Annotated in this window: 18 protein-coding genes; 8 read left to right on the plus strand and 10 right to left on the minus strand. The window is 59.2% G+C overall.

Annotated features, from left to right (window positions below; translation table 11 throughout):
- Window positions 1-27: 27 nt before the first annotated feature.
- Complete coding sequence (gene uvrC, locus MRBLMR1_RS24065) at window positions 28-2,094, minus strand: excinuclease ABC subunit UvrC (RefSeq protein WP_500066676.1); 2,067 nt, start codon at window positions 2,092-2,094, stop codon at window positions 28-30.
- A 582-nt stretch (window positions 2,095-2,676) separates the two neighbouring features.
- Between uvrC and MRBLMR1_RS24070 the strand changes: the two genes are divergently transcribed.
- Window positions 2,677-3,315, plus strand: a complete 639-nt coding sequence (locus tag MRBLMR1_RS24070; protein ID WP_183827255.1) for an outer membrane protein — start codon at window positions 2,677-2,679, stop codon at window positions 3,313-3,315.
- 74 nt (window positions 3,316-3,389) lie between these two features.
- Here the strand turns inward: MRBLMR1_RS24070 and MRBLMR1_RS24075 are convergent, their stop codons facing one another.
- The 4 genes from MRBLMR1_RS24075 to MRBLMR1_RS24090 form a co-directional block, all read right to left on the minus strand.
- Complete coding sequence (locus MRBLMR1_RS24075; RefSeq protein WP_183827251.1) at window positions 3,390-4,379, minus strand: Bug family tripartite tricarboxylate transporter substrate binding protein; 990 nt, start codon at window positions 4,377-4,379, stop codon at window positions 3,390-3,392.
- Between the two features lie 262 nt (window positions 4,380-4,641).
- Window positions 4,642-4,770 (minus strand): hypothetical protein, encoded by a 129-nt coding sequence (locus MRBLMR1_RS24080; protein ID WP_281388851.1) that lies wholly within the window; start codon window positions 4,768-4,770, stop codon window positions 4,642-4,644.
- A gap of 160 nt (window positions 4,771-4,930) precedes the next feature.
- Window positions 4,931-5,527: a glutathione S-transferase family protein gene (locus MRBLMR1_RS24085; protein ID WP_148145371.1), complete on the minus strand. Its 597-nt coding sequence runs from the start codon at window positions 5,525-5,527 to the stop codon at window positions 4,931-4,933.
- Window positions 5,528-5,548: 21 nt separating this feature from the next.
- The gene (locus MRBLMR1_RS24090) at window positions 5,549-6,247 is read right to left on the minus strand and encodes a ribonuclease T2 family protein (RefSeq protein ID WP_500066680.1); all 699 of its coding nucleotides are present in this window, start codon (window positions 6,245-6,247) and stop codon (window positions 5,549-5,551) included.
- Between the two features lie 134 nt (window positions 6,248-6,381).
- Here MRBLMR1_RS24090 and MRBLMR1_RS24095 point away from each other — a divergent pair, with 134 nt between their 5' ends.
- On the plus strand, window positions 6,382-7,365 hold the full coding sequence (locus MRBLMR1_RS24095; protein WP_148145370.1) for a lysylphosphatidylglycerol synthase domain-containing protein: 984 nt from the start codon (window positions 6,382-6,384) through the stop codon (window positions 7,363-7,365).
- A 15-nt stretch (window positions 7,366-7,380) separates the two neighbouring features.
- Here MRBLMR1_RS24095 and MRBLMR1_RS24100 read toward each other — a convergent pair whose 3' ends face one another.
- Complete coding sequence (locus MRBLMR1_RS24100; RefSeq protein WP_183827249.1) at window positions 7,381-8,250, minus strand: 23S rRNA (adenine(2030)-N(6))-methyltransferase RlmJ; 870 nt, start codon at window positions 8,248-8,250, stop codon at window positions 7,381-7,383.
- Between the two features lie 83 nt (window positions 8,251-8,333).
- Here MRBLMR1_RS24100 and MRBLMR1_RS24105 point away from each other — a divergent pair, with 83 nt between their 5' ends.
- The 3 genes from MRBLMR1_RS24105 (at window position 8,334) to MRBLMR1_RS24115 (ending at window position 12,386) form a co-directional block, all read left to right on the plus strand.
- Window positions 8,334-10,466 (plus strand): molybdopterin-containing oxidoreductase family protein, encoded by a 2,133-nt coding sequence (locus MRBLMR1_RS24105; protein WP_500066683.1) that lies wholly within the window; start codon window positions 8,334-8,336, stop codon window positions 10,464-10,466.
- Between the two features lie 40 nt (window positions 10,467-10,506).
- Window positions 10,507-11,118 (plus strand): NUDIX domain-containing protein, encoded by a 612-nt coding sequence (locus tag MRBLMR1_RS24110; protein ID WP_183827243.1) that lies wholly within the window; start codon window positions 10,507-10,509, stop codon window positions 11,116-11,118.
- 98 nt (window positions 11,119-11,216) lie between these two features.
- A complete protein-coding gene (locus MRBLMR1_RS24115; RefSeq protein ID WP_500066685.1) occupies window positions 11,217-12,386 on the plus strand; it encodes an alpha-D-ribose 1-methylphosphonate 5-triphosphate diphosphatase in 1,170 nt (389 codons plus the stop codon).
- Between the two features lie 11 nt (window positions 12,387-12,397).
- Here MRBLMR1_RS24115 and MRBLMR1_RS24120 read toward each other — a convergent pair whose 3' ends face one another.
- The 4 genes from MRBLMR1_RS24120 to purM all read right to left on the minus strand — a co-directional run bounded on the left by MRBLMR1_RS24120 (window position 12,398) and on the right by purM (window position 14,868).
- Window positions 12,398-12,823 carry a type II toxin-antitoxin system VapC family toxin gene (locus MRBLMR1_RS24120; RefSeq protein ID WP_500066687.1) on the minus strand — a complete coding sequence of 142 codons (426 nt, stop codon included), beginning with the start codon at window positions 12,821-12,823 and terminating at the stop codon, window positions 12,398-12,400.
- Window positions 12,799-13,032 (minus strand): type II toxin-antitoxin system Phd/YefM family antitoxin, encoded by a 234-nt coding sequence (locus tag MRBLMR1_RS24125; protein WP_500066689.1) that lies wholly within the window; start codon window positions 13,030-13,032, stop codon window positions 12,799-12,801. The genes MRBLMR1_RS24120 and MRBLMR1_RS24125 overlap by 25 nt, the downstream gene beginning before the upstream one ends.
- Window positions 13,033-13,102: 70 nt before the next feature.
- Window positions 13,103-13,768: a phosphoribosylglycinamide formyltransferase gene (gene purN, locus MRBLMR1_RS24130; RefSeq protein ID WP_500066691.1), complete on the minus strand. Its 666-nt coding sequence runs from the start codon at window positions 13,766-13,768 to the stop codon at window positions 13,103-13,105.
- Window positions 13,769-13,794: 26 nt separating this feature from the next.
- On the minus strand, window positions 13,795-14,868 hold the full coding sequence (purM, locus tag MRBLMR1_RS24135; protein WP_500066693.1) for a phosphoribosylformylglycinamidine cyclo-ligase: 1,074 nt from the start codon (window positions 14,866-14,868) through the stop codon (window positions 13,795-13,797).
- A gap of 197 nt (window positions 14,869-15,065) precedes the next feature.
- Between purM and MRBLMR1_RS24140 the strand changes: the two genes are divergently transcribed.
- From MRBLMR1_RS24140 to MRBLMR1_RS24150, 3 genes are all read left to right on the plus strand, one after another.
- The gene (locus MRBLMR1_RS24140; RefSeq protein ID WP_500066695.1) at window positions 15,066-16,232 is read left to right on the plus strand and encodes an AI-2E family transporter; all 1,167 of its coding nucleotides are present in this window, start codon (window positions 15,066-15,068) and stop codon (window positions 16,230-16,232) included.
- A gap of 6 nt (window positions 16,233-16,238) precedes the next feature.
- Complete coding sequence (gene hdaA, locus MRBLMR1_RS24145) at window positions 16,239-16,946, plus strand: DnaA regulatory inactivator HdaA (protein WP_500066697.1); 708 nt, start codon at window positions 16,239-16,241, stop codon at window positions 16,944-16,946.
- A 62-nt stretch (window positions 16,947-17,008) separates the two neighbouring features.
- A complete protein-coding gene (locus MRBLMR1_RS24150; RefSeq protein WP_500066699.1) occupies window positions 17,009-19,207 on the plus strand; it encodes an RNA degradosome polyphosphate kinase in 2,199 nt (732 codons plus the stop codon).
- The last annotated feature ends 3 nt before the right edge of the window (window positions 19,208-19,210 follow it).

A 19,210-nucleotide genomic window follows, 5' to 3' on the forward strand; every position in this document is an offset into this window, starting at 1 on the left:
AGGCCAGATCGAGGCTCGGAAGCGGGATCAATTGGCCCTCGTTTCGTGAAAATGGTTATAGACCTGCTTGGCCACAGCCTCTGAAATCCCTTCGACGGCCATGAGATCGTTGAGGCCCGCGCGTGATACGGCCTTGGCCGTGCCGAAATGCTGCAGGAGCTTGCGTTTTCGGCCCGGTCCGATGCCGGAAATCTCGTCCAGCGGGTTCTTGATCATCTCCTTCTTGCGTCGTGCCCGGTGCGAGCCGATCGCAAACCGATGCGCCTCGTCGCGCATGCGCTGGATGAAATAGAGAACCGGATCGCGCGGCGGCAGCGAGAAGTCGCTTTTGCCATCGGCAAAGAATCGCTCGCGGCCGGCATCGCGGTCGACGCCCTTGGCGACGCCGATGGCGGTGACGACATCGCGAATGCCGAGTTCATCGAGAATGGCGCGGACAGCCGTCATCTGCCCTTGGCCGCCGTCGATCAGGATCACGTCGGGCCATGCCGGGAAGGCGGCGTCATTGATATCGTCGCCGGTCGTTTCCATTGCGGCCTCGGCATTCGTGCCAGCCGAAATGCTGCGGTCCGGAATCCCCTCTTCCTTGATGAGGCGGGAAAAGCGCCGCGTCATCACTTCCTTCATCATGCCGAAATCGTCGCCAGGCGTGATGTCGGTCGATTTGATGTTGAACTTGCGATACTGGCCCTTCACGAAACCTTCCGGCCCCGCCACGACCATGCCGCCGACGGCATTGGTGCCCATGATATGCGAGTTGTCGTAGATCTCGATGCGGCGCGGCTGATAGGGTAGCGCAAATGTCTCCGCCAATCCCTTGAGCAGTCGCGCCTGCGAGGATGTTTCGGCCTGCTTGCGGCCATGCGCTTCGCGGGCATTGGCGAGAACGTGATCGACGAGATCGCGCTTTTCGCCCCGCTGTGGGACCAGGATCGCCACTTTGTGTCCTGCCTTTTCGGAAAAGGCGAGCGCCAGCAAATCCTGTTCCTCGACCGTTTCGGAAAGCAGGATCTGTTTCGGGACCGGCTTGTCGTCGTAGAACTGCGCAAGGAAGGCGTTCAGCACTTCGGCCGCCGTCATCTGCGGATCGGCCTTGGGGAAATAGGCGCGGTTACCCCAGTTCTGGCCGGTGCGGAAGAAGAAGACCTGGATGCAGGTCAGTCCGCCCTCGTGATGGATGGCGAAGATATCCGCCTCCTCGACGCCGGCCGGGTTGATGCCCTGATGGCTCTGGACATGCGAAAGTGCCGCCAGTCGGTCGCGATAGACTGCCGCACGCTCGAAATCGAGATCTTCCGAAGCTTCCTGCATCTGAGCAGCGATCGTGTTCTTCACATTCTGGCTGCGGCCCGACAGAAAGTCCGATGCTTCCTTGACCAGATCAGCATACCCCGCATCACTGATTTCATGCGTGCAGGGGCCGGAACAGCGTTTGATTTGATAGAGAAGACAGGGTCGCGTGCGCGTCTCGAACACGCTGTCGGTGCACGTGCGCAGCAGGAACGCGCGCTGCAGTGAATTGATCGTGCGGCCTACGGCGGAGGCGGAGGCGAACGGCCCAAAATACTGGCCTTTGCGTGCCCGCGCGCCGCGATGCTTCAATAGAGCAGGAGCGCGGTGATCGCCGCTGATCAGAATATAGGGAAACGACTTGTCGTCGCGCAAAAGCACGTTGAAGCGCGGGCGCAGCCGCTTGATCAGGTTGGCTTCGAGAAGCAGCGCCTCGGTTTCCGTCCGCGTCGTGACGAATTCCATATGCGTCGTCTCGCGCACCATGCGGGTGAGGCGGTTGGAATGCAGCCTCCCTTGCGCATAATTGCCGACGCGTTTCTTCAAGCTGCGTGCCTTGCCGACATACATCACATCGCCGGCCTCATTGAACATGCGGTAGACGCCCGGCGTATTCGGCAGGTGCTTGACGAATTCGGCAATCAGATCGGCACCCTTAAGGCCGCTTTCGCTCTTCAGCGCCTCGTTCCAGTCGATTGTCGCGGCAATCGCGTCGGCAGGCGTATCAGGCGCCGCTGCGTCATCCTCGTCATCATCGATCTCGTCATAGAGAACGCCGCCATCCGGCAGCTTCTTGTCGTTCATTACATATCTCCGCCACGTCGCGCGTAGGCGCCGGGCTCGCCATATCTCGAATCGAAGTCGATTTCTGCTCTCACAGATAGTGTCCGGTGAACCTGTTTGGAAGCAGGCACGGTTGTTGCGCCTCAATCGCGGCCGGTGACGAAATGCGGCGGCATTCGGACGGTCGTGCCGGTGTGAGGTCAGCAGCGGTATGCATAGACAGGTATTTCGAAGCATAAACGGGAGGAGCCGAGATGCGATCTGTTTGATCTAAACTCGAACAACAGGCACATCTTGGGTGCAGCTTGATGATTGTTATCAAATACCGTGTGTATTGACTTGGATATTTTGGCTTGTTAAGAAATAAGAAAGAAATGTAAAACAGTTAATCAACAAATTAGTATTGTATTAGGGTTAATGAAATACATGTTGCGGTGATGCAACATCAAGATTTAGCCTTCTGTCTGCCGCAAACAATTCACAATTCGGCTCTCTCATTTCCTCAATTGCACTCCAAATTTCTCCTCAGCGAGCAGGGAACAAAGCTGTCGCCAACAATGTTGATGTGACGCCTTCCCGGCAGCATTAAAAGGAGAAAAATGTATGCGTATTCTCATCGCAACTCTGATGGCCTCGGCTGCCAGCTTCATCGCAATTTCCGCGGCCAATGCTGCTGACGCTGTAGACCAGGTCCCGCAGGCGCCGGTCGCCGTTGACGAGCCGGCTCCGGCTGTCGGTAACTGGCAGGGTTACTACCTCGGTGCAACTGGTGCTTACGACTGGGGCCGTTTCGGCGCTGGCGATCGTGATGGCAAGCTTGGTGGCGGTCTCTATACCGGTTACAACTGGCAGAGCGGCCAGATCGTCTACGGTGTTGAAGGCGATGTCGCCTACAACGGCGAAAAGGACGGCACTTATCCGGATCTCGAAGGCAAGGCTGGCTGGAATGGCTCGCTGCGCGGTCGCGTCGGTTACGACATGAACCCCTTCCTGATCTACGGTACGGCCGGTGTCGCCATCCAGGACAACAAGCTGTCTGATGCAACCTCGTCGGAAAGCAAGACTGCCGTTGGTTACACGGTCGGTGCAGGTGCTGAAGCCTTCGTCACCAGCAACATCACGGCCCGTCTCGAATACCGTTACACCGACTACGGTTCCAAGGACTACAATCTCGATAGCGGCTCCTTCTCGAAGGGCTATGACGATCACAGCGTCAAGGTCGGTATCGGCGTGAAGTTCTAATCAGACCTATAGCCTAAACAGGCTGGGGAAGCCCGCGGCGTGAATGCCGCGGGCTTTTTTGTATGCGAAAATCTTCAGTCCATCTGGATGTTGGCGGCCTTGACCACCGGGCTCCATTTGGCGAGCTCGGCGGTCACATGCTTGCCGAGTTCTTCCGGCGTGGAGCCGACGATCGTGGCGGAAAAGTCCTTCATCCGACCAGCGACGGCTGGGTCCTTCAACGCCGTATTGGCGGCTTCGTTGAGCTTGGCGACCACTTCCGGAGGCGTGCCGGCGGGCGCGAACAGGGCGTTCCAAGTGTAGGTTTCATAACCTGGCACGGTCTCGGCCACGGTCGGCACGTCAGGGAACGAGGGCGCGCGTTCCTTCGTCGTGATGCCGAGCGCTTTCAGCGTCCCGCCCTTGATATGGCTGGAGGACGAGGGGAGGTTGTCGAACATGATCGAAATCTGGTTGCCGAGAAGGTCGTTGAGAGCAGGACCGGCACCCTTGTAGGGAACGTGCTGCATTTTCACGCCAGCCATGCTGTTGAACAGCTCGCCGGAGAGATGCAGCGGCGTGCCGTTGCCCGACGATGCGTAGGAATATTTGTCCGGGTCCTTCTTCAGGAGCTCGATCAGTTCCGCGACGGAATTGACTTCGAGTTTCGGATTGACGACCAGCACATTCGGCACGATGACGAGCAGTGAAACCGGTGAGAAATCCTTTTCCGGATCGTACGGTTTCTGTTTCAGGATCAAGGGGTTGAGGGCGTGTGTTGCGACGGTGCCCATGAGGATCGTGTAGCCATCCGGGTCTGCGCGGGCCACGCGGTCGGCACCGAGATTGCCGCCTGCGCCGGCAACGTTTTCGACCACCACCTGCTGGCCGAGGATATCGCCCATCTTCTGCGCCACCACGCGGCCGACCACATCCGTGGAGCCGCCGGCAGCGAAGGGCACGACCAGCGTGATCGTCCGGTCGGGAAAGGTCTGGGCATTCGCCTGATGGCCGAACGAGAGCGCTGAAAGTGCTGTTCCGGCAAGAACAAGCGCGGCACGCCGCGTCAATGCAGTGAATGTCATCTGATTTCCTCCATCACGGCCTCCCGCCGTTCGTCTCATAGTAGCGGAGGGAGGGGTGAGGGCAAGCATTTCAGGTGCTTGGGCATATAGGAGGAAAGTCTAAGTATATCGAGAGTTGAACGATCGGGTTGTCGGCTCGTGCCTGCAGGGAGAGATAGCATCCCTTCAGCAAGAAAATTCATCTTCTGCTGGAGACGCTTCAACGTCATCCCGCCAAGTCCCGTCGTCGCCAATGTCGCTGGCCACCGTCCGGTGGCTTGTGTTATTTTTTGGTGATGGAGCTTTCGGAGTTCTTCACCTGAGAACCGAGCGTTTTCGCGACCTTCTCGGCGCCCTTCTCCTTTTTGGGTTTCCGGACTTCCTTGTTGCTTCGCACCTGACCCTTGGCCATCTTTTTCTCCTTTTTCTAGATGACATGTTGTCGATCCGATTGCTTCGGATGGCAAGCACATTCGGTTGCTGCAGGCCGGGCCGGAAGTCAAAATTTCAAGGGGCCTGAGCGGCCCCCTTGATCGTTTCCGATGCATTGAAAAGCAATGTCCGGGCCAGGCCTATGCAGCAGCCTTCATCTCCGCATAATGATAAAACTTCTTGGCAAAGATATCCGGCCAGGAAGCGAGTTCCGGGCGGCCTTCGGCCCATTGGCCGTTAAAGCGCAGGTCGAGATAACCGATCATTGCGGCGAGCGCGAAATGGCCGCCATGCAGTTTCTTGCCGGTCTTCGGCAGGTTCTTTTCCAGATGGTCGAGCGACTTGACCACCTTTGCCCACTGCTTGTCGATCCACGGCTGATAGGCATTTTCCTCGCCGCGGAAACGGCGCTCGTAGACAATCGAGAGAAGGCAGTCCATCACACCGTCGCACAGCGCTTCGAGCACTTCCGCTTCGGTGCGCTTCTCATCCTTTTTTGGATAAAGTTTGCCGCCCGACTTGCGGTCGAGAAAATGCATGATCGCGACGCTGTCATAGATCGGCGCTTCACCGTCGCGGATCAGTACCGGGATTTTGCCCAGCGGATTGTTGTCCGTCAGTTCCGCCGGCGCAGTATTGGTATCGGTCTTCACCTCTGTCAGTTCGATACCGAGGTGGCGCGCCGCCATGCGGCACTTGGCCGAGTAGGGGGATGCTGGGGAATATAGAATTTTCATCAGGCTTTCCTCTTTGAAATGTCAGCGGGCTGGCGGAAGGGTGACCTGGCTGATCGTGCAGCCTCGGCGGTCGACTTCGGCACAGTCGCGGAATGCGAGATCCTTGGTGAGGCAGATGCGGATTTCTTCCAACTGGCGTCCCTCACAGCTCGCGGCGATGCCGCGGTGACTCATGCCGGGATTGGCGCTGAGGAACTTTTGTTCGATTTCGTCCGCGGAAAGGTTGAGCGGCCGGTCGCCGCGGGTCAGGTCGGCAGGAATCGCGACACGCTCATAAGCCTGGCGGACCTTGTCGAAATAGGTCTCCTGATTCAGCCCGGAGCAGCTGCCGTGCTTTCGCCACTGATGGCCGACAAGTCCCATCGATGGCATGATGTCGAACATCTTTTCGCCAACCGTACGCGGTACCCGTTCAGGCTCGGAGGTTCGGCAAAAGTCCGGATAACCCTTTTCATATTGTGGCCACAGGCCATGCACGACGAAGCGGAACCGTTTGTCGATGCCGCATTGCTGGTCGTTGCGACCGCCCTTGGCAGTGGCGCAGAAGGTCGGAGACCATGAGAGCGAGAGCACGTAGAAATCGAAATTCCCGGCGCGGTCCGGCTGCCGATCCTGGCGACGTTCCTGCGCATTGACCGGGGACAATGCCGAAACCGCGGTTGCGAGCATGATCGCTGCGGCAAAAAGGACCTCGCGGAGAGCCGACGATTTCTTCATCATGATCACGAATCCTCACCATTGGAACACGAGAGCGTTGTAATTGTTGAATGTTCAGTGTCCAAGCGAATAGAGTGCAAATTCGCTGATGGCTGCGTGCAGTGATCGAGGTGGGGAGCAAAGAGCGAAACAGCTGAATGACATTCAAGAAATACCTGTGGCCTGCCGTTGGCGGCCTTACGATAGCGCTTTCGGCGTGGCTTCTCTACAAGGAATTGAGGGGGCTTTCGCTCGATGATCTGTGGGTAAGCCTCGCGGCAATTCCCAAGACACACTGGTGCCTGGCCGCGGCTTCAAGCCTCGTCGCCTACTGGGCTTTGGCGGGATACGACCGGATAGCCCTCTTGCATCTCGGGCGCAAAATCGACTGGTTTTTCATCACCGTCTGTTCGTTCACCACCTACGCATTGTCGCATAATATTGGCGCCTCCGTCGTTTCCGGTGCCGTTGTCCGCTACCGCGCCTATTCGACGAGGGGCATGACACCGGCGGAAATCGGCGTCCTTATCGCCATGTGTTCCTTCACCTTCATTCTCGGAACGCTGATGCTGATCGGCATCATTCTTGTCATCGAGCCTGAAGTGATTGCGCGGTTCGGTGACCTGATCCCGGTCGAAGCTTCGGCTGCGCTGGGCTATCTGCTGCTGGTGTTGATCGGTCTTTACGTCGTCGCGAGCTTCATGAAGCTGAAGCCATTGACACTCCGGCTGTCGAAACTGGGGACGGTCAATATCGTCTATCCCGCACCACGGGTCGTGCTGCCGCAGCTTCTGATCGCACCGATCGAGCTGATCGGCGCTGCTGGCATTATCTATTTTGCCCTGCCGGAGGTGGGAAATCCCGGATATATGGTCGTGCTCGGGATTTTTCTCGTCTCCTTTTCCGCGGCTCTTCTTTCCCATGCACCGGGTGGTCTCGGTGTCCTGGAACTGGTCTTCGTCATGGGGCTTCCGGACATGAACCCGGCCGATGTCATCGCGGCACTGCTTGTCTTCAGGCTCTTTTATCTGATCATCCCCTTCGTCATGGCGCTGGTGGTGATCTTCGTTTTCGAGCGCTCGCAGTTTCGCCGCGATGAGCCGCTGGATATCCAGCGGGCCAAGCATCAGGAAAAGGCTTAGAGAGCTTCTGGGCGATTATTCCTCGCCGCGTCCGCCCTCTTCGCCACGCAGCCAGAAGGCGCGTTGCGAGGCAAAACGATCCTGACCAAGTACGGTTTTGAGTACCGGCAGTAGCGCATGCAGTTCGTCCTTCAGCGTGAAGGGCGGGTTGACGATGATGAGACCGGTGCCGGAAAGCCCGGTCGTTTCGCGATCGCTTTTCACCGAAAGTTCGGCGCAGAGCATTTTAGGGATTTCCAGCGCCTGAAGCTCCTCATGGAAGGATTTGATCGGCGCGCCCTTCTTGATCGGATACCAGAGGCAATAGGTGCCGCCGGAAAAGCGGCGGTAGGCATTAGCAAGCCCCTTCACCAGCCGCTCGTATTCGCCGTTCTCCTCGAAAGGCGGATCGACCAGAACGATGCCGCGCTTTTCCTTCGGCGGTAGATGCGCACCGAGCGCCAGCCAGCCATCGAGCTCCGTCACGCGAACCTGGAAGTCACCCTCGAACAGATTGTGCAGACGGTTATAGTCTTCCGGATGCAGTTCCATCGCCGAAAGCCGATCCTGCGGGCGAAACAGCATGCGGGCAAGCTTTGGCGAGCCCGGATAAAGCTTGATGCCGCCCGCGGGGTTCAATTCCCGGATCGCGGTGAAATAGGGTTCGAGGATTTCGGCCACATCTGCAGGAAGCTCTGCCTCCATCAGCCGACCGATCCCGTCCACCCATTCACCGGTCTTCTGCGCTTCTTCCGACGACAGATCGTAAAGCCCGATGCCGGCATGGGTATCGAGCACGCGAAATGCCTTGTCCTTTTTCTGCTGGTAACGAACCAGCCGCGCCAGAACGGCGTGCTTGAGAACATCGGCAAAATTGCCCGCGTGATAGATATGCCGGTAGTTCATCTGGGCTTGTGTCTCGCTTGAATAAAATTGATGGCTGCCAAATCGCGCTTTTGGCGCGCCTCAGCTTGCAATATAGAAAACCCATGAACATCGCGACCCCCATCTCTGCCAAAAGCAAGCCCGGCCACAATTCAGTCGGCCATACCGTCTGTCCGCACGACTGTCCGAGCGCCTGCGCGCTGGATGTTGATCTGACCGAGGACGGCAGGATCGGCCGCGTGCGCGGGTCGTCGGACAATACCTATACGGCGGGCGTCATCTGCGCCAAGGTCGCGCGCTATTCCGAGCGCATCTACCATCCGGGCCGTCTCATGGTGCCGCAGCGCCGCAAAGGGGCGAAGGGCGATGGCAACTGGCAGGAGCTTTCCTGGCAGGCTGCGCTCGACGAGATCGCCGACGCATTCATCAAGGCTGAAGCGAAACATGGGTCCGAAGCCGTCTGGCCGTATTTTTACGCAGGCACGATGGGGCAGGTACAGCGCGACAGCATCGAGCGTCTGCGCCATGCGAAGAAGTATTCCGGCTTCATGGGCACGATCTGCACCAATATGGCCTGGACTGGTTATGTGATGGGCACAGGCGCATTGCGCGGCCCTGATCCGCGCGAGATGGCCAAGTCCGATTGCGTCGTCATCTGGGGCACCAATGCGGTCGCAACCCAGGTCAATGTGATGACCCATGCGGTGAAGGCCCGCAAGGAACGCGGCGCGAAAATCGTCGTCGTCGACATCTACGATAACCCGACGATGAAACAGGCGGACGTGAAGATCGTCCTGCGCCCCGGCACCGATGCCGCGCTCGCCTGTGCCCTCATGCATATCGCTTTCCGCGACGGTTATGCCGACCGCGAATATATGGCGAAATATGCCGATGACCCGGCAGGCCTCGAAGCGCACCTGAAATCTCGCACGCCGCAATGGGCCTCTGAAATTACGGGCCTTTCGGTCGAGGAGATCGAGGATTTCGCTCGTCTGATCGGCACGACGAAGAAAACCTTCTTCCGCCTCGGCTACGGTTTTTCCCGCCAGCGCAACGGCACGGCGGCCATGCATGCCGCATTGTCCGTCGCGACCGTTCTCGGCTCTTGGCAATACGAAGGCGGCGGCGCCTTCCATAACAACGGCGAGATCTTTCGGCTGAACAAGTCCGAGCTGATGGGCACGGCCTATATGGACCCCGAGATCCGCATGCTCGACCAGTCGCAGATCGGCCGCGTGCTGACCGGCGATCCGGTGGCTCTGCGTCATCGGGGCCCGGTCACGGCGCTTCTGATCCAGAACACCAATCCGATGAACATCGCGCCGGAGCAGCGCCTCGTGAAACAGGGATTTTTGCGCGACGACCTGTTCACCGCCGTGCACGAACAGTTCATGACCGATACGGCCAAAATGGCCGATATCGTGCTGCCGGCGACCATGTTCTTCGAACATGACGATCTATATCGCGCCGGCGGCCAGCAGCATATCCTACTCGGCCCCAAGCTGGTCGAGCCGCCATCGACCGTACGCACCAATCTCTTCGTCATCGAGGAACTGGCAAAGCGCCTCGGCGTCTATCATTTTGCCGGTTTCGGCAAGGATGAGCGCAGCCATATAGACCGCATTCTCGAAGATAGTGGCTGGGGCTCCTATGAGGATCTGAAGGCCGACAAGTGGATCGACGCCCAGCCGGATTTCGATACCGCCCATTACATCAACGGTTTCGGTTATCCGGATGGAAAATTCCGCTTCTCGCCGGACTGGATAAACGGCCCTTCGCCCGACCGCACACCGGATAGCGTCGGTCCGCTCGGCCCACACACGGAACTGCCGCGTTTTCCGGACCATGTCGCGGTAATCGAGACGGTCGATGCCGAACATCCGTTCCGGCTGGCGACCTCGCCATCGCGCAGCTTTCTGAATTCCAGCTTTGCCGAGACGAAAAGCTCGATCCAGAAGGAAGGCCGGCCGGAAGTGATGATCGAACCGACCGATGCCGAACGTCTGGGCGTCGTCGATGGCGATATCGTCTGTCTTGGCAATCTACGTGGCGAGATCCGCCTTCATGCGAGGCTGGTGCCGGGCGCAAAGCCGGGGGTGTTGATCGCCGAAGGTCTGTGGCCGAACGACGCACATCTCGATGGGGAGGGGATCAACGTCCTGACCGGCGCCGATCCTGTCGCTCCCTTCGGTGGTGCCGCCGTTCACGACAACAAGGTCTGGCTCCGCAAGAGCTGATCCTGCATCATCGACAAGAATCAGAAGTACAGGAACGGACATGATCGACATCGACACTTCCGAAGCAGAGCGGGTGCGCCTCGTATCGAGAAAGACCCTGTGGAAGGGGTTCGTGACGTTGGAGATGCTCACCTTCGAACAGCGCATGCCGGACGGGCGCGTCGTTACGGTCGATCGCGAGGTCCATGATCACGGTAGTGCCGCTGCCATCCTTCTGCATAATCCAGTCGACGATACCATCACTCTCGTCCGCCAATTCCGCTCCGGCGCATTTGCAAATGGCGACCCGGCCTACATGCTGGAAATCCCGGCGGGCCTCGTGGATGCAGGTGAAATCCCGGCCGAAGCCGTGGTCCGCGAGGCGATGGAAGAGACCGGTTTCAGCATAGAGAAGGCGCGCTATATCTGTGATGTCCATGCGAGCCCCGGCGCGCTGACGGAAAAGCTGTCGCTCTTCATCGCCAGCGTCGATGCGGACAGGCGGACCGGTCTCGGCGGCGGCCTTGCAGGTGAGGCGGAGGATATCGAAGTCGTCACACTCGGCCTCGACGACGCCTACCGGATGATCGCCACCGGCGAAATCACCGATGCCAAGACGATCATCGCATTGCAGTGGGCAATGCTGCATCGTGCGGAGCTGGCTTCGGCCTGAGACGCACGCTCTTTGTGAAATCTTCGCGGTTTCATACGAATGTCACGAAACGCGCCTAACGGCTCCAGCCGACAGACCGAAAGCATTAGGAGATGATCATGTGGCTCGGCAATTTCACCCTCGTTTTGCCGGACCAGATCGTTGAAGGCGGATCGGTTCGGATCGAGGACGGCGCGATCGCCGAAATCCGTGATGAAGCGGTTGCCGATGCGGTGATCGACGGTGGCGGGCGTTATCTGATGCCGGGTTTCGTCGATCTGCACGGCGACATGATCGAGCGCGAGATTTCCCCGCGCCCCAAGGCGGAGATGCCGATCGATTTCGGCATCCATGAGTTGGACAAGAAACTTGCGGCTCATGGCGTGACGACTGCTTATGCCGCCGTCTCCTTCGCCACCGAAAGTGTCTACGGCAATGTCCGTTCGCTGGAAACGACCTCAGCGGTGATCGAGGGCATCAACCGGCTGCGCGAGGATCTCCTGATCGACCATCGCGTCCATGCCCGTTACGAGATCACCAATGTCGGTGCAGCAGCAACGCTGGAGCGGCTGCTGGAGGCAGGAGAGATCGATATGGTATCGCTGACCGATCACACGCCGGGGCAGGGCCAGTACAACAATATCGAAGCCTATGTGCTGAGCATGTCCGAGCGCCGCTCGATTTCGCTAGAGACTGCGCAGGAGATGATCAACAAGCGCATCGAGATGCGCAGCAACCCGGAAATCGAGACGCGGCTGAAGGAAATCGTCGCGCTGTCGAAAAAACACGGCCTGTCGCTCGCCTCGCATGATGACGACAGCGTCGAGAAGGTCATCGAGATGTTCGAACTCGGCGTGACGATCAGCGAATTCCCGGTGACCAAGGCAGCTGCCGAGGAAGCCATTCGCCGTGGCCTTCACACGCTGATGGGCGCGCCGAATGCCCTGCGTGGCGCTTCGATGTCGGGCAATTTGAGCGCACTCGACGCAGCCAGCGCCGGCCTTCTCTCCACGATCGCGGCGGACTATCATCCGGCCGCCTTCGTTCCTGCAATCTTCAAGCTCTCCGACATCATGACCATTGGCCTGCCCAAGGCAGTTGCGATGGCAACATCCAACGCTGCCCGTGCCGCTGGTCTCACCGATCGCGGCGAGATTTCGATCGGCCAGCGCGCCGATCTCGTGGCTGTCGAGACCGGCGACGTCCACCGCATCCGCGCCACCTTCCGCGACGGCCGTTTTGTCTATAGTGACGGAACCCTGCATCCGCTGCAGATGATGGCGGCCTGAGGGTATCCACGTCACGTGAGCAGTCGCACGTTTTCCTGCATCGCTGCGGCGATCAACTGCTTGTCGAGCGTCGCGAGCTGCAACTTGGTCTCAAGGGCCACAGCTAGATAGGCTGCATCATACGCTGTGAGATTATGGCGCTCGGCAAGTGTTAGGATATGATTGTTGTTAAGCCCGGCGGCAGTGATGATGCCGAGTTGGCCCAGGCGATGCATAGAATGCCAGACTTCCGCCAACGACAAACGGTTACGTCGGTAGGACGTCAGCAGGACATTTCGCATTTCGTGCCAGAAAACATCCGGCACTGTTGCCTTGGCGCCATCCAGACGTTTCAGAGTGGTGTCCGCAACAGAACTTTTTTCATCAGGCAAAAACCAGACAAGAGCTATGGAGGCGTCCAGAACAAAACCGTTTATCGGCGTCCGATCTGCTTCCATTCTGCAATCTCTTCCTGAGTAACCGGCTTACGACCTTCCCGTTCGCGGAGGATGGTGTCTATCAACTCTGTCCTACTGCTCGGCTGGGATACTCCTGTCATCTGCGCCACAGGTTTGCCGTTCCGCGCAAGGATAACGTCCTCGCCGGCTTCCACTTTCGCAAGCAGTTCGTTGAGATCGGCGTCGCCGATATTGACTGTGATCGTCATCGTTTTGCTCCACCTTTTCTTTGAGGATAAGGCCAGCGAAAACGGGGGTCAATTGGGCGATGATTTGAGCCTACAGGCCAGCAGAGACGATACGTTGATCGGAAATAGCAGCGTCATTTCCGGAAGCAAACACAGCCCTGCCACCTTCCATCCTCACCTTGCCCTCTGCAAGCAGCCTCAATGCCATCGGATAGAGCTTGTGCTCGACGGTCAGCACGCGGCCGGCCAGCGTATCGGCTGTATCGTCGGAGGTAACCGGCACGGCCGCCTGCGCCACGATCGGGCCTTCGTCCATGCCCTCGGTGACGAAATGCACGGTGCAACCGGCAATCTTCATGCCGGCGTCGATGGCGCGTTGATGCGTGTGCAGACCGGGGAAGAGCGGCAGTAGGGACGGGTGGATATTGAGAATACGGGCCTCATAGGGGCGGATGAAATCGCCCGAGATCAGCCGCATGTAACCGGCGAGACAGATGATGTCCGGGTTGATATCGGCAAGCGCATCGAGGATTGCCGCCTCATGCTCGGCCTTGCCGGCATAGGCCTTACGCTCGAAGACAAAAGTCCTGATGCCGCGCGCCTCGGCCTTGGCGAGCCCACCCGCAGTCGGCTTGTCGGAGATGACGGCGACGATCTCGGCCGGAAAACCGGGTTCCGCACAGGTATCGGCCAGCGATACCATGTTGGAGCCGCCGCCAGAGATGAAGACGACGACGCGCTTTTTGGCCGAGTTCATGATCTCATCCTCAAGACATTGAGAAATTACAGGCCGAGCGTGCCCTTGTAGATGACGCCGGCACCGCCCTCCGCGCGCTCTACCATGCGGCCGAGCTGTACGACCGTCTCGCCTTCGGCGGAGAGCACGTCGGTCACCGCCTTGGCGTTTTCTTCAGACACGACGACGATCATGCCGACGCCGCAGTTGAAGGTGCGCAGCATTTCCTTCGGCTCGACACCGCCGGTTTTCGCCAGCCAGGAGAATACAGCCGGAACTGGGATGTTGCCGAGCTCGATCTCGGCAGCAAGCTGCTTCGGCAGGACGCGCGGAATATTTTCCGGAAAACCGCCGCCAGTGATGTGGGCAAGCGCCTTCAAGGCATGCGTCTCGCGGATCGCCTTCAGAAGCGGCTTCACATAGATGCGGGTCGGGGTTAGCAGCGCTTCGCCGAGCTTCTTGTCTGCCGCGAACGGGGCAGCGGCATCCCAGCCGAGGCCGGAAAGCGAGACGATCTTGCGCACCAGCGAGAAACCGTTGGAATGAACGCCGGAAGAGGTCAGCCCGAGGATGACGTCGCCGGGCGCGATATCGCCGGCCGGCAGAAGCTGGCCGCGTTCGGCAGCACCGACTGCAAAACCTGCAAGGTCGTAATCGCCGTCGGAATACATGCCCGGCATTTCGGCCGTCTCGCCGCCGATCAGCGCGCAGCCGGATTCGACGCAGCCCGCTGCAATGCCCTTGACGATCGCAGCACCCTGATCGGGATCGAGCTTGCCGGTAGCGTAATAATCGAGGAACAGAAGCGGTTCCGCACCCTGAACGACGAGGTCATTGACGCACATGGCAACGAGGTCGATGCCGACCGTGTCATGGAAATCCGCGTCGATGGCGATCTTCAGCTTGGTGCCGACACCGTCATTGGCCGCAACCAGGATCGGGTCGTTGAAACCCGCGGCCTTCAGGTCGAACAGGCCGCCGAAACCGCCAATCTCGCCGTCTGCGCCGGGACGCCGGGTGGAACGCACCGCCGGCTTGATCTTCTCGACCATCAGGTTACCGGCGTCGATATCGACGCCTGCATCGCTATAGGTGAGACCGTTCTTGCCTGCCTCGCTCATAATCCATCTCCAGTCCGGACCCAAAGGGAACTATAAGCTGCCGCCAATTGCACGACGCGCCCGGATATGCAAGCGTTTCGGCCATGTTTTGAAGGCATTTCACAGGCATGCTCGCTAACCGGGATGTGAACTTGACCTCGTCCGGCAAGCCCCTCATATGCCATGGAAACGCGAATAGCGATCGACAAGGAGCAGACATGCCGTATCACGTCAGTGGCGCAAGCCTGAAGCGCCACATCCTGTTCTGGCTAGGCGTGCTTGTCGGCTTCATTCTTTTCCTGTGGTTTTTCTCGTCCATCCTTCTGCCCTTCGTGGCCGGCATGGCGCTCGCCTATTTCCTGGATCCGGTTGCCGACTGGCTGGAGCGCCGGGGCCTCAGCCGCACCATGGCGACAATCGTCATCCTTGTCTGCTTCGTCACCATCTTCGTGCTGGCACTGATGCTGGTCATCCCGATCATTATCAGCCAGTTCACCCAGTTTGCGGCGGCGCTTCCAGGCTACATCACAGAACTGCAGCAGATCATCTCCAGCCCGCAGACATCCTTCCTGCCTCCCTGGGTCTCGGCCCAGATCGAAACGGTGAAGGAGAACTTTTCCCAGGTGCTGAGCCAGGGGGCAGGTTTTGTCGGATCCTTGCTGGCGCAGATCTGGAATTCCGGCAAGGCGATCGTCGACGTCATGTCGCTGCTGGTCGTCACCCCGGTCGTCGCCTTCTACATCCTGCTCGACTGGGATCGCATGGTGCGCAAGGTCGATAGCTGGATCCCTCGGGATCAGGTGCAGGTCGTGCGCCAGATCGCCCGCGATATGGACCAGTCGGTTGCCGGCTTCATCCGTGGCCAGGGCTCGCTCTGCCTGATCCTCGGCATTTACTACGCAGTCGGCCTGTCGCTCGTCGGGCTGAATTTCGGCCTGCTGATCGGCTTTGTCGCCGGCATGATCTCGTTCATCCCCTATATCGGTTCGCTCATCGGACTGGTGATGGCGATTGGCGTGGCACTCGTACAGTTCTGGCCGGATTTCCCCTGGATCCTCGCCGTAGCCGCCGTCTTTTTCTCCGGCCAGTTCCTCGAGGGCAATATCCTGCAGCCGAAACTGGTCGGCCAGAGCGTCGGCCTGCATCCGGTCTGGCTGATGTTTGCGTTGTTTGCCTTCGGCGCGCTGTTCGGTTTCGTCGGCCTTCTCATCGCCGTGCCCGCGGCTGCGGTGGTTGGCGTGCTTGTCCGTTTCGCCTTGGCACGATATCTTGACAGCGATATCTATTATGGCCGCTCCGCCGAACTCCCCTGGGAGGAAGGCGCAGCCCACGCCGTCGACCACAAGACCGCCGCGCGTGAAATCGAAGCTCCTGAGAATAACTGAAATTTTATGACTGACCCTATGGACCGCCCGCAAGGCAAGGGCGAACAGCTGCCCCTGCAATTTTCCCACGATGCCGCCCGCGGACGCGACGACCTCATGGTGTCCGAACGTATGGCCGCTGCCGTGTCTATCGTCGACGAGTGGCCCAACTGGCCTTCACCGGTTGTCGTGCTGGCAGGCCCGGTCGGATCGGGAAAATCCCATCTCGCCCATATCTGGCGCGAGCTGTCGGGGGGGAAGGAAATCCATCCCGTCGTTGGTTCCAACGCATCGCAAATCGCCGCAGGCGGCCCGGTCCTGTTCGAGGATGCCGACCGGCGCGGCTTTGACGATGCCGAGCTTTTCCATGTCATCAATGCCGTGCGTCAGCACGGACAGACATTGCTGATGACGTCCCGGCTCTGGCCGACTTCCTGGGCCGTGGACCTGCCGGACCTCAAGTCGCGGCTGAAGGCAGCCACCGTCGTTGAAATCGGCGAGCCTGACGAGGAGCTTCTCGCCCAGGTAATGATAAAGCTGTTTTCCGATCGGCAGCTTAATATTGATGACAAACTGGTGAGCTATATCGTCAACCGGATGGAGCGTTCGCTCGAAACGGCGCAGCGCGTCGTTGAGCAGCTGGATCATCTGGCGCTTTCCCGCGGCACGCGTATCAACCGGGCGCTGGCTTCGGAAGTGCTGGAGAGTTTCGGCCAGACTGACGCAGGAGATTGACTGTCACAGTTCCGTCGTCAAAACATTATACGGCCGAAAGGCTTAAACTGAGGATGGAGCTCATGGACCAGATCGCCGGAACGTCGGAAACCAAGGAAGTTGTTGTAGACGCGATCCCGAGCTTCGAGGAGCAGCTTGCAAGCTCCGACCGCTTCATCAACCGCGAATTCTCCTGGCTGCAGTTTAATCGCCGCGTTCTGGAAGAAACGTTGAATACAGCGCATCCTCTTCTGGAGCGTGTCAGGTTCCTGTCCATTTCGGCTGCCAACCTCGACGAATTCTTCATGGTGCGTGTTGCCGGCCTCGAAGGTCAGGTCCGTCAGGGTATCGTCATCCGCAGCCCCGATGGCAAGACGCCGGCCGAGCAGCTCGACTCGATCCTGCAGGAAATCGATAATCTCCAGATGGAGCAGCAGGCCTCGCTCGCCGTGCTGCAGCAATATCTGGCGCAGGAAGACATCCTCATCGTACGCCCCAATGCGCTCTCCGCCGAAGACCGCACATGGCTGGCGACGGATTTCGAGGAAGACCTGTTCCCGGTGCTGACCCCGCTGGCGATCGACCCGGCGCATCCTTTCCCCTTCATTCCGAACCTCGGCTTTTCCATGGGCCTCCAGCTGCACAGCCTCCACGGCAAGGAGCCGATGACCGGCCTGCTTCGCCTGCCCACCACGCTCGATCGCTTCGTGCGCCTGCCAGATGACGGCACGACGATCCGCTACATCACGCTGGAAGATGTCGTCGGCATGTTCACCGACCGGCTGTTCCCTGGCTACGAAGTCCGGGGTGCTGGTACGTTCCGCATCATTCGCGACAGCGATCTGGAAGTCGAAGAAGAAGCGGAAGATCTGGTTCGCTTCTTCGAGACGGCATTGAAGCGCCGCCGCCGCGGCAAGGTCATCCGCATCGAGACCGACAGCGAAATGCCGGCCTCGCTGCGCCAGTTCGTCGTGCAGGAACTCGGCGTGCCGGACAATCGCGTGGCCGTTCTTCCCGGCCTTCTCGCGTTGAACACCATGTCGGAGATTACCAAGGCGCCGCGCGAAGATCTGCGCTTTGACAGCTATAACGCCCGATTTCCGGAGCGGGTTCGCGACCATGCTGGCGACTGCCTTGCTGCCATCCGCGAAAAAGACATGGTGGTCCACCATCCGTATGAAAGCTTTGACGTGGTTGTGCAGTTCCTTCTGCAGGCCGCCCGCGACCCCGACGTGCTCGCCATCAAGCAGACCCTCTACAGAACCTCCAACGACAGCCCGATCGTCCGAGCACTGATCGATGCGGCTGAAATGGGCAAGTCGGTAACGGCGCTGGTCGAGTTGAAGGCGCGTTTCGACGAAGAGGCAAACATCCGCTGGGCGCGCGACCTAGAGCGCGCAGGCGTGCAGGTCGTGTTCGGCTTCATCGAACTGAAGACCCATGCCAAGATGTCGATGGTCGTCCGCCGTGAAGACGGCAAGCTGCGCACCTATTGCCACCTCGGCACCGGCAACTACCACCCGATCACCGCCAAGATCTATACCGACCTGTCCTTCTTCACCTGCAACCCGAAGATCGCCCATGACATGGCGAACATCTTCAACTTCATCACCGGTTACGGTGAGCCGAAGGAGAGCATGAAGCTGGCGGTGTCGCCTTATACGCTGCGCCCGCGCATTCTCCGCCATATCGAGGAAGAGATCGCTCACGCCAAGGCCGGTCGTCCGGCCGCGATCTGGATGAAGATGAACTCGCTGGTCGATCCCGAAATCATCGACGCGCTTTACCGCGCAAGCCATGCCGGCGTGGACGTCGAACTGGTGGTGCGCGGCATCTGCTGCCTTCGTCCTCAGGTCCCCGGACTGTCTGACAAAATCCGCGTCAAGTCCATCGTCGGGCGCTTCCTCGAACACAGCCGCATCTTCTGCTTTGGCAACGGCCAGGGCCTGCCATCGGATAAGGCGCTTGTCTATATCGGTTCGGCCGACATGATGCCGCGCAACCTCGACCGCCGGGTCGAGACGCTGGTGCCCTTGCTCAACCCAACGGTGCATGAACAGGTTCTATCACAGATTATGCTGGGCAATCTGATTGACAACCAGCAGAGCTACGAGATACTGCCCGACGGAACGTCAAGGCGCATGGAGGTGCGGCAGGGTGAGGAGCCTTTCAACGCCCAGCACTATTTCATGACCAACCCAAGCCTTTCCGGCCGCGGCGAAGCCTTGAAGTCAAGCGCACCGAAACTGATTGCCGGAGTAATGTCCGGCCGTAAGAAATAGGCA

Source organism: Neorhizobium sp. LMR1-1-1.1, from assembly GCF_040675795.1.
In the GTDB taxonomy this organism is placed as follows: Bacteria; Pseudomonadota; Alphaproteobacteria; order Rhizobiales; family Rhizobiaceae; genus Neorhizobium; species Neorhizobium cellulosilyticum.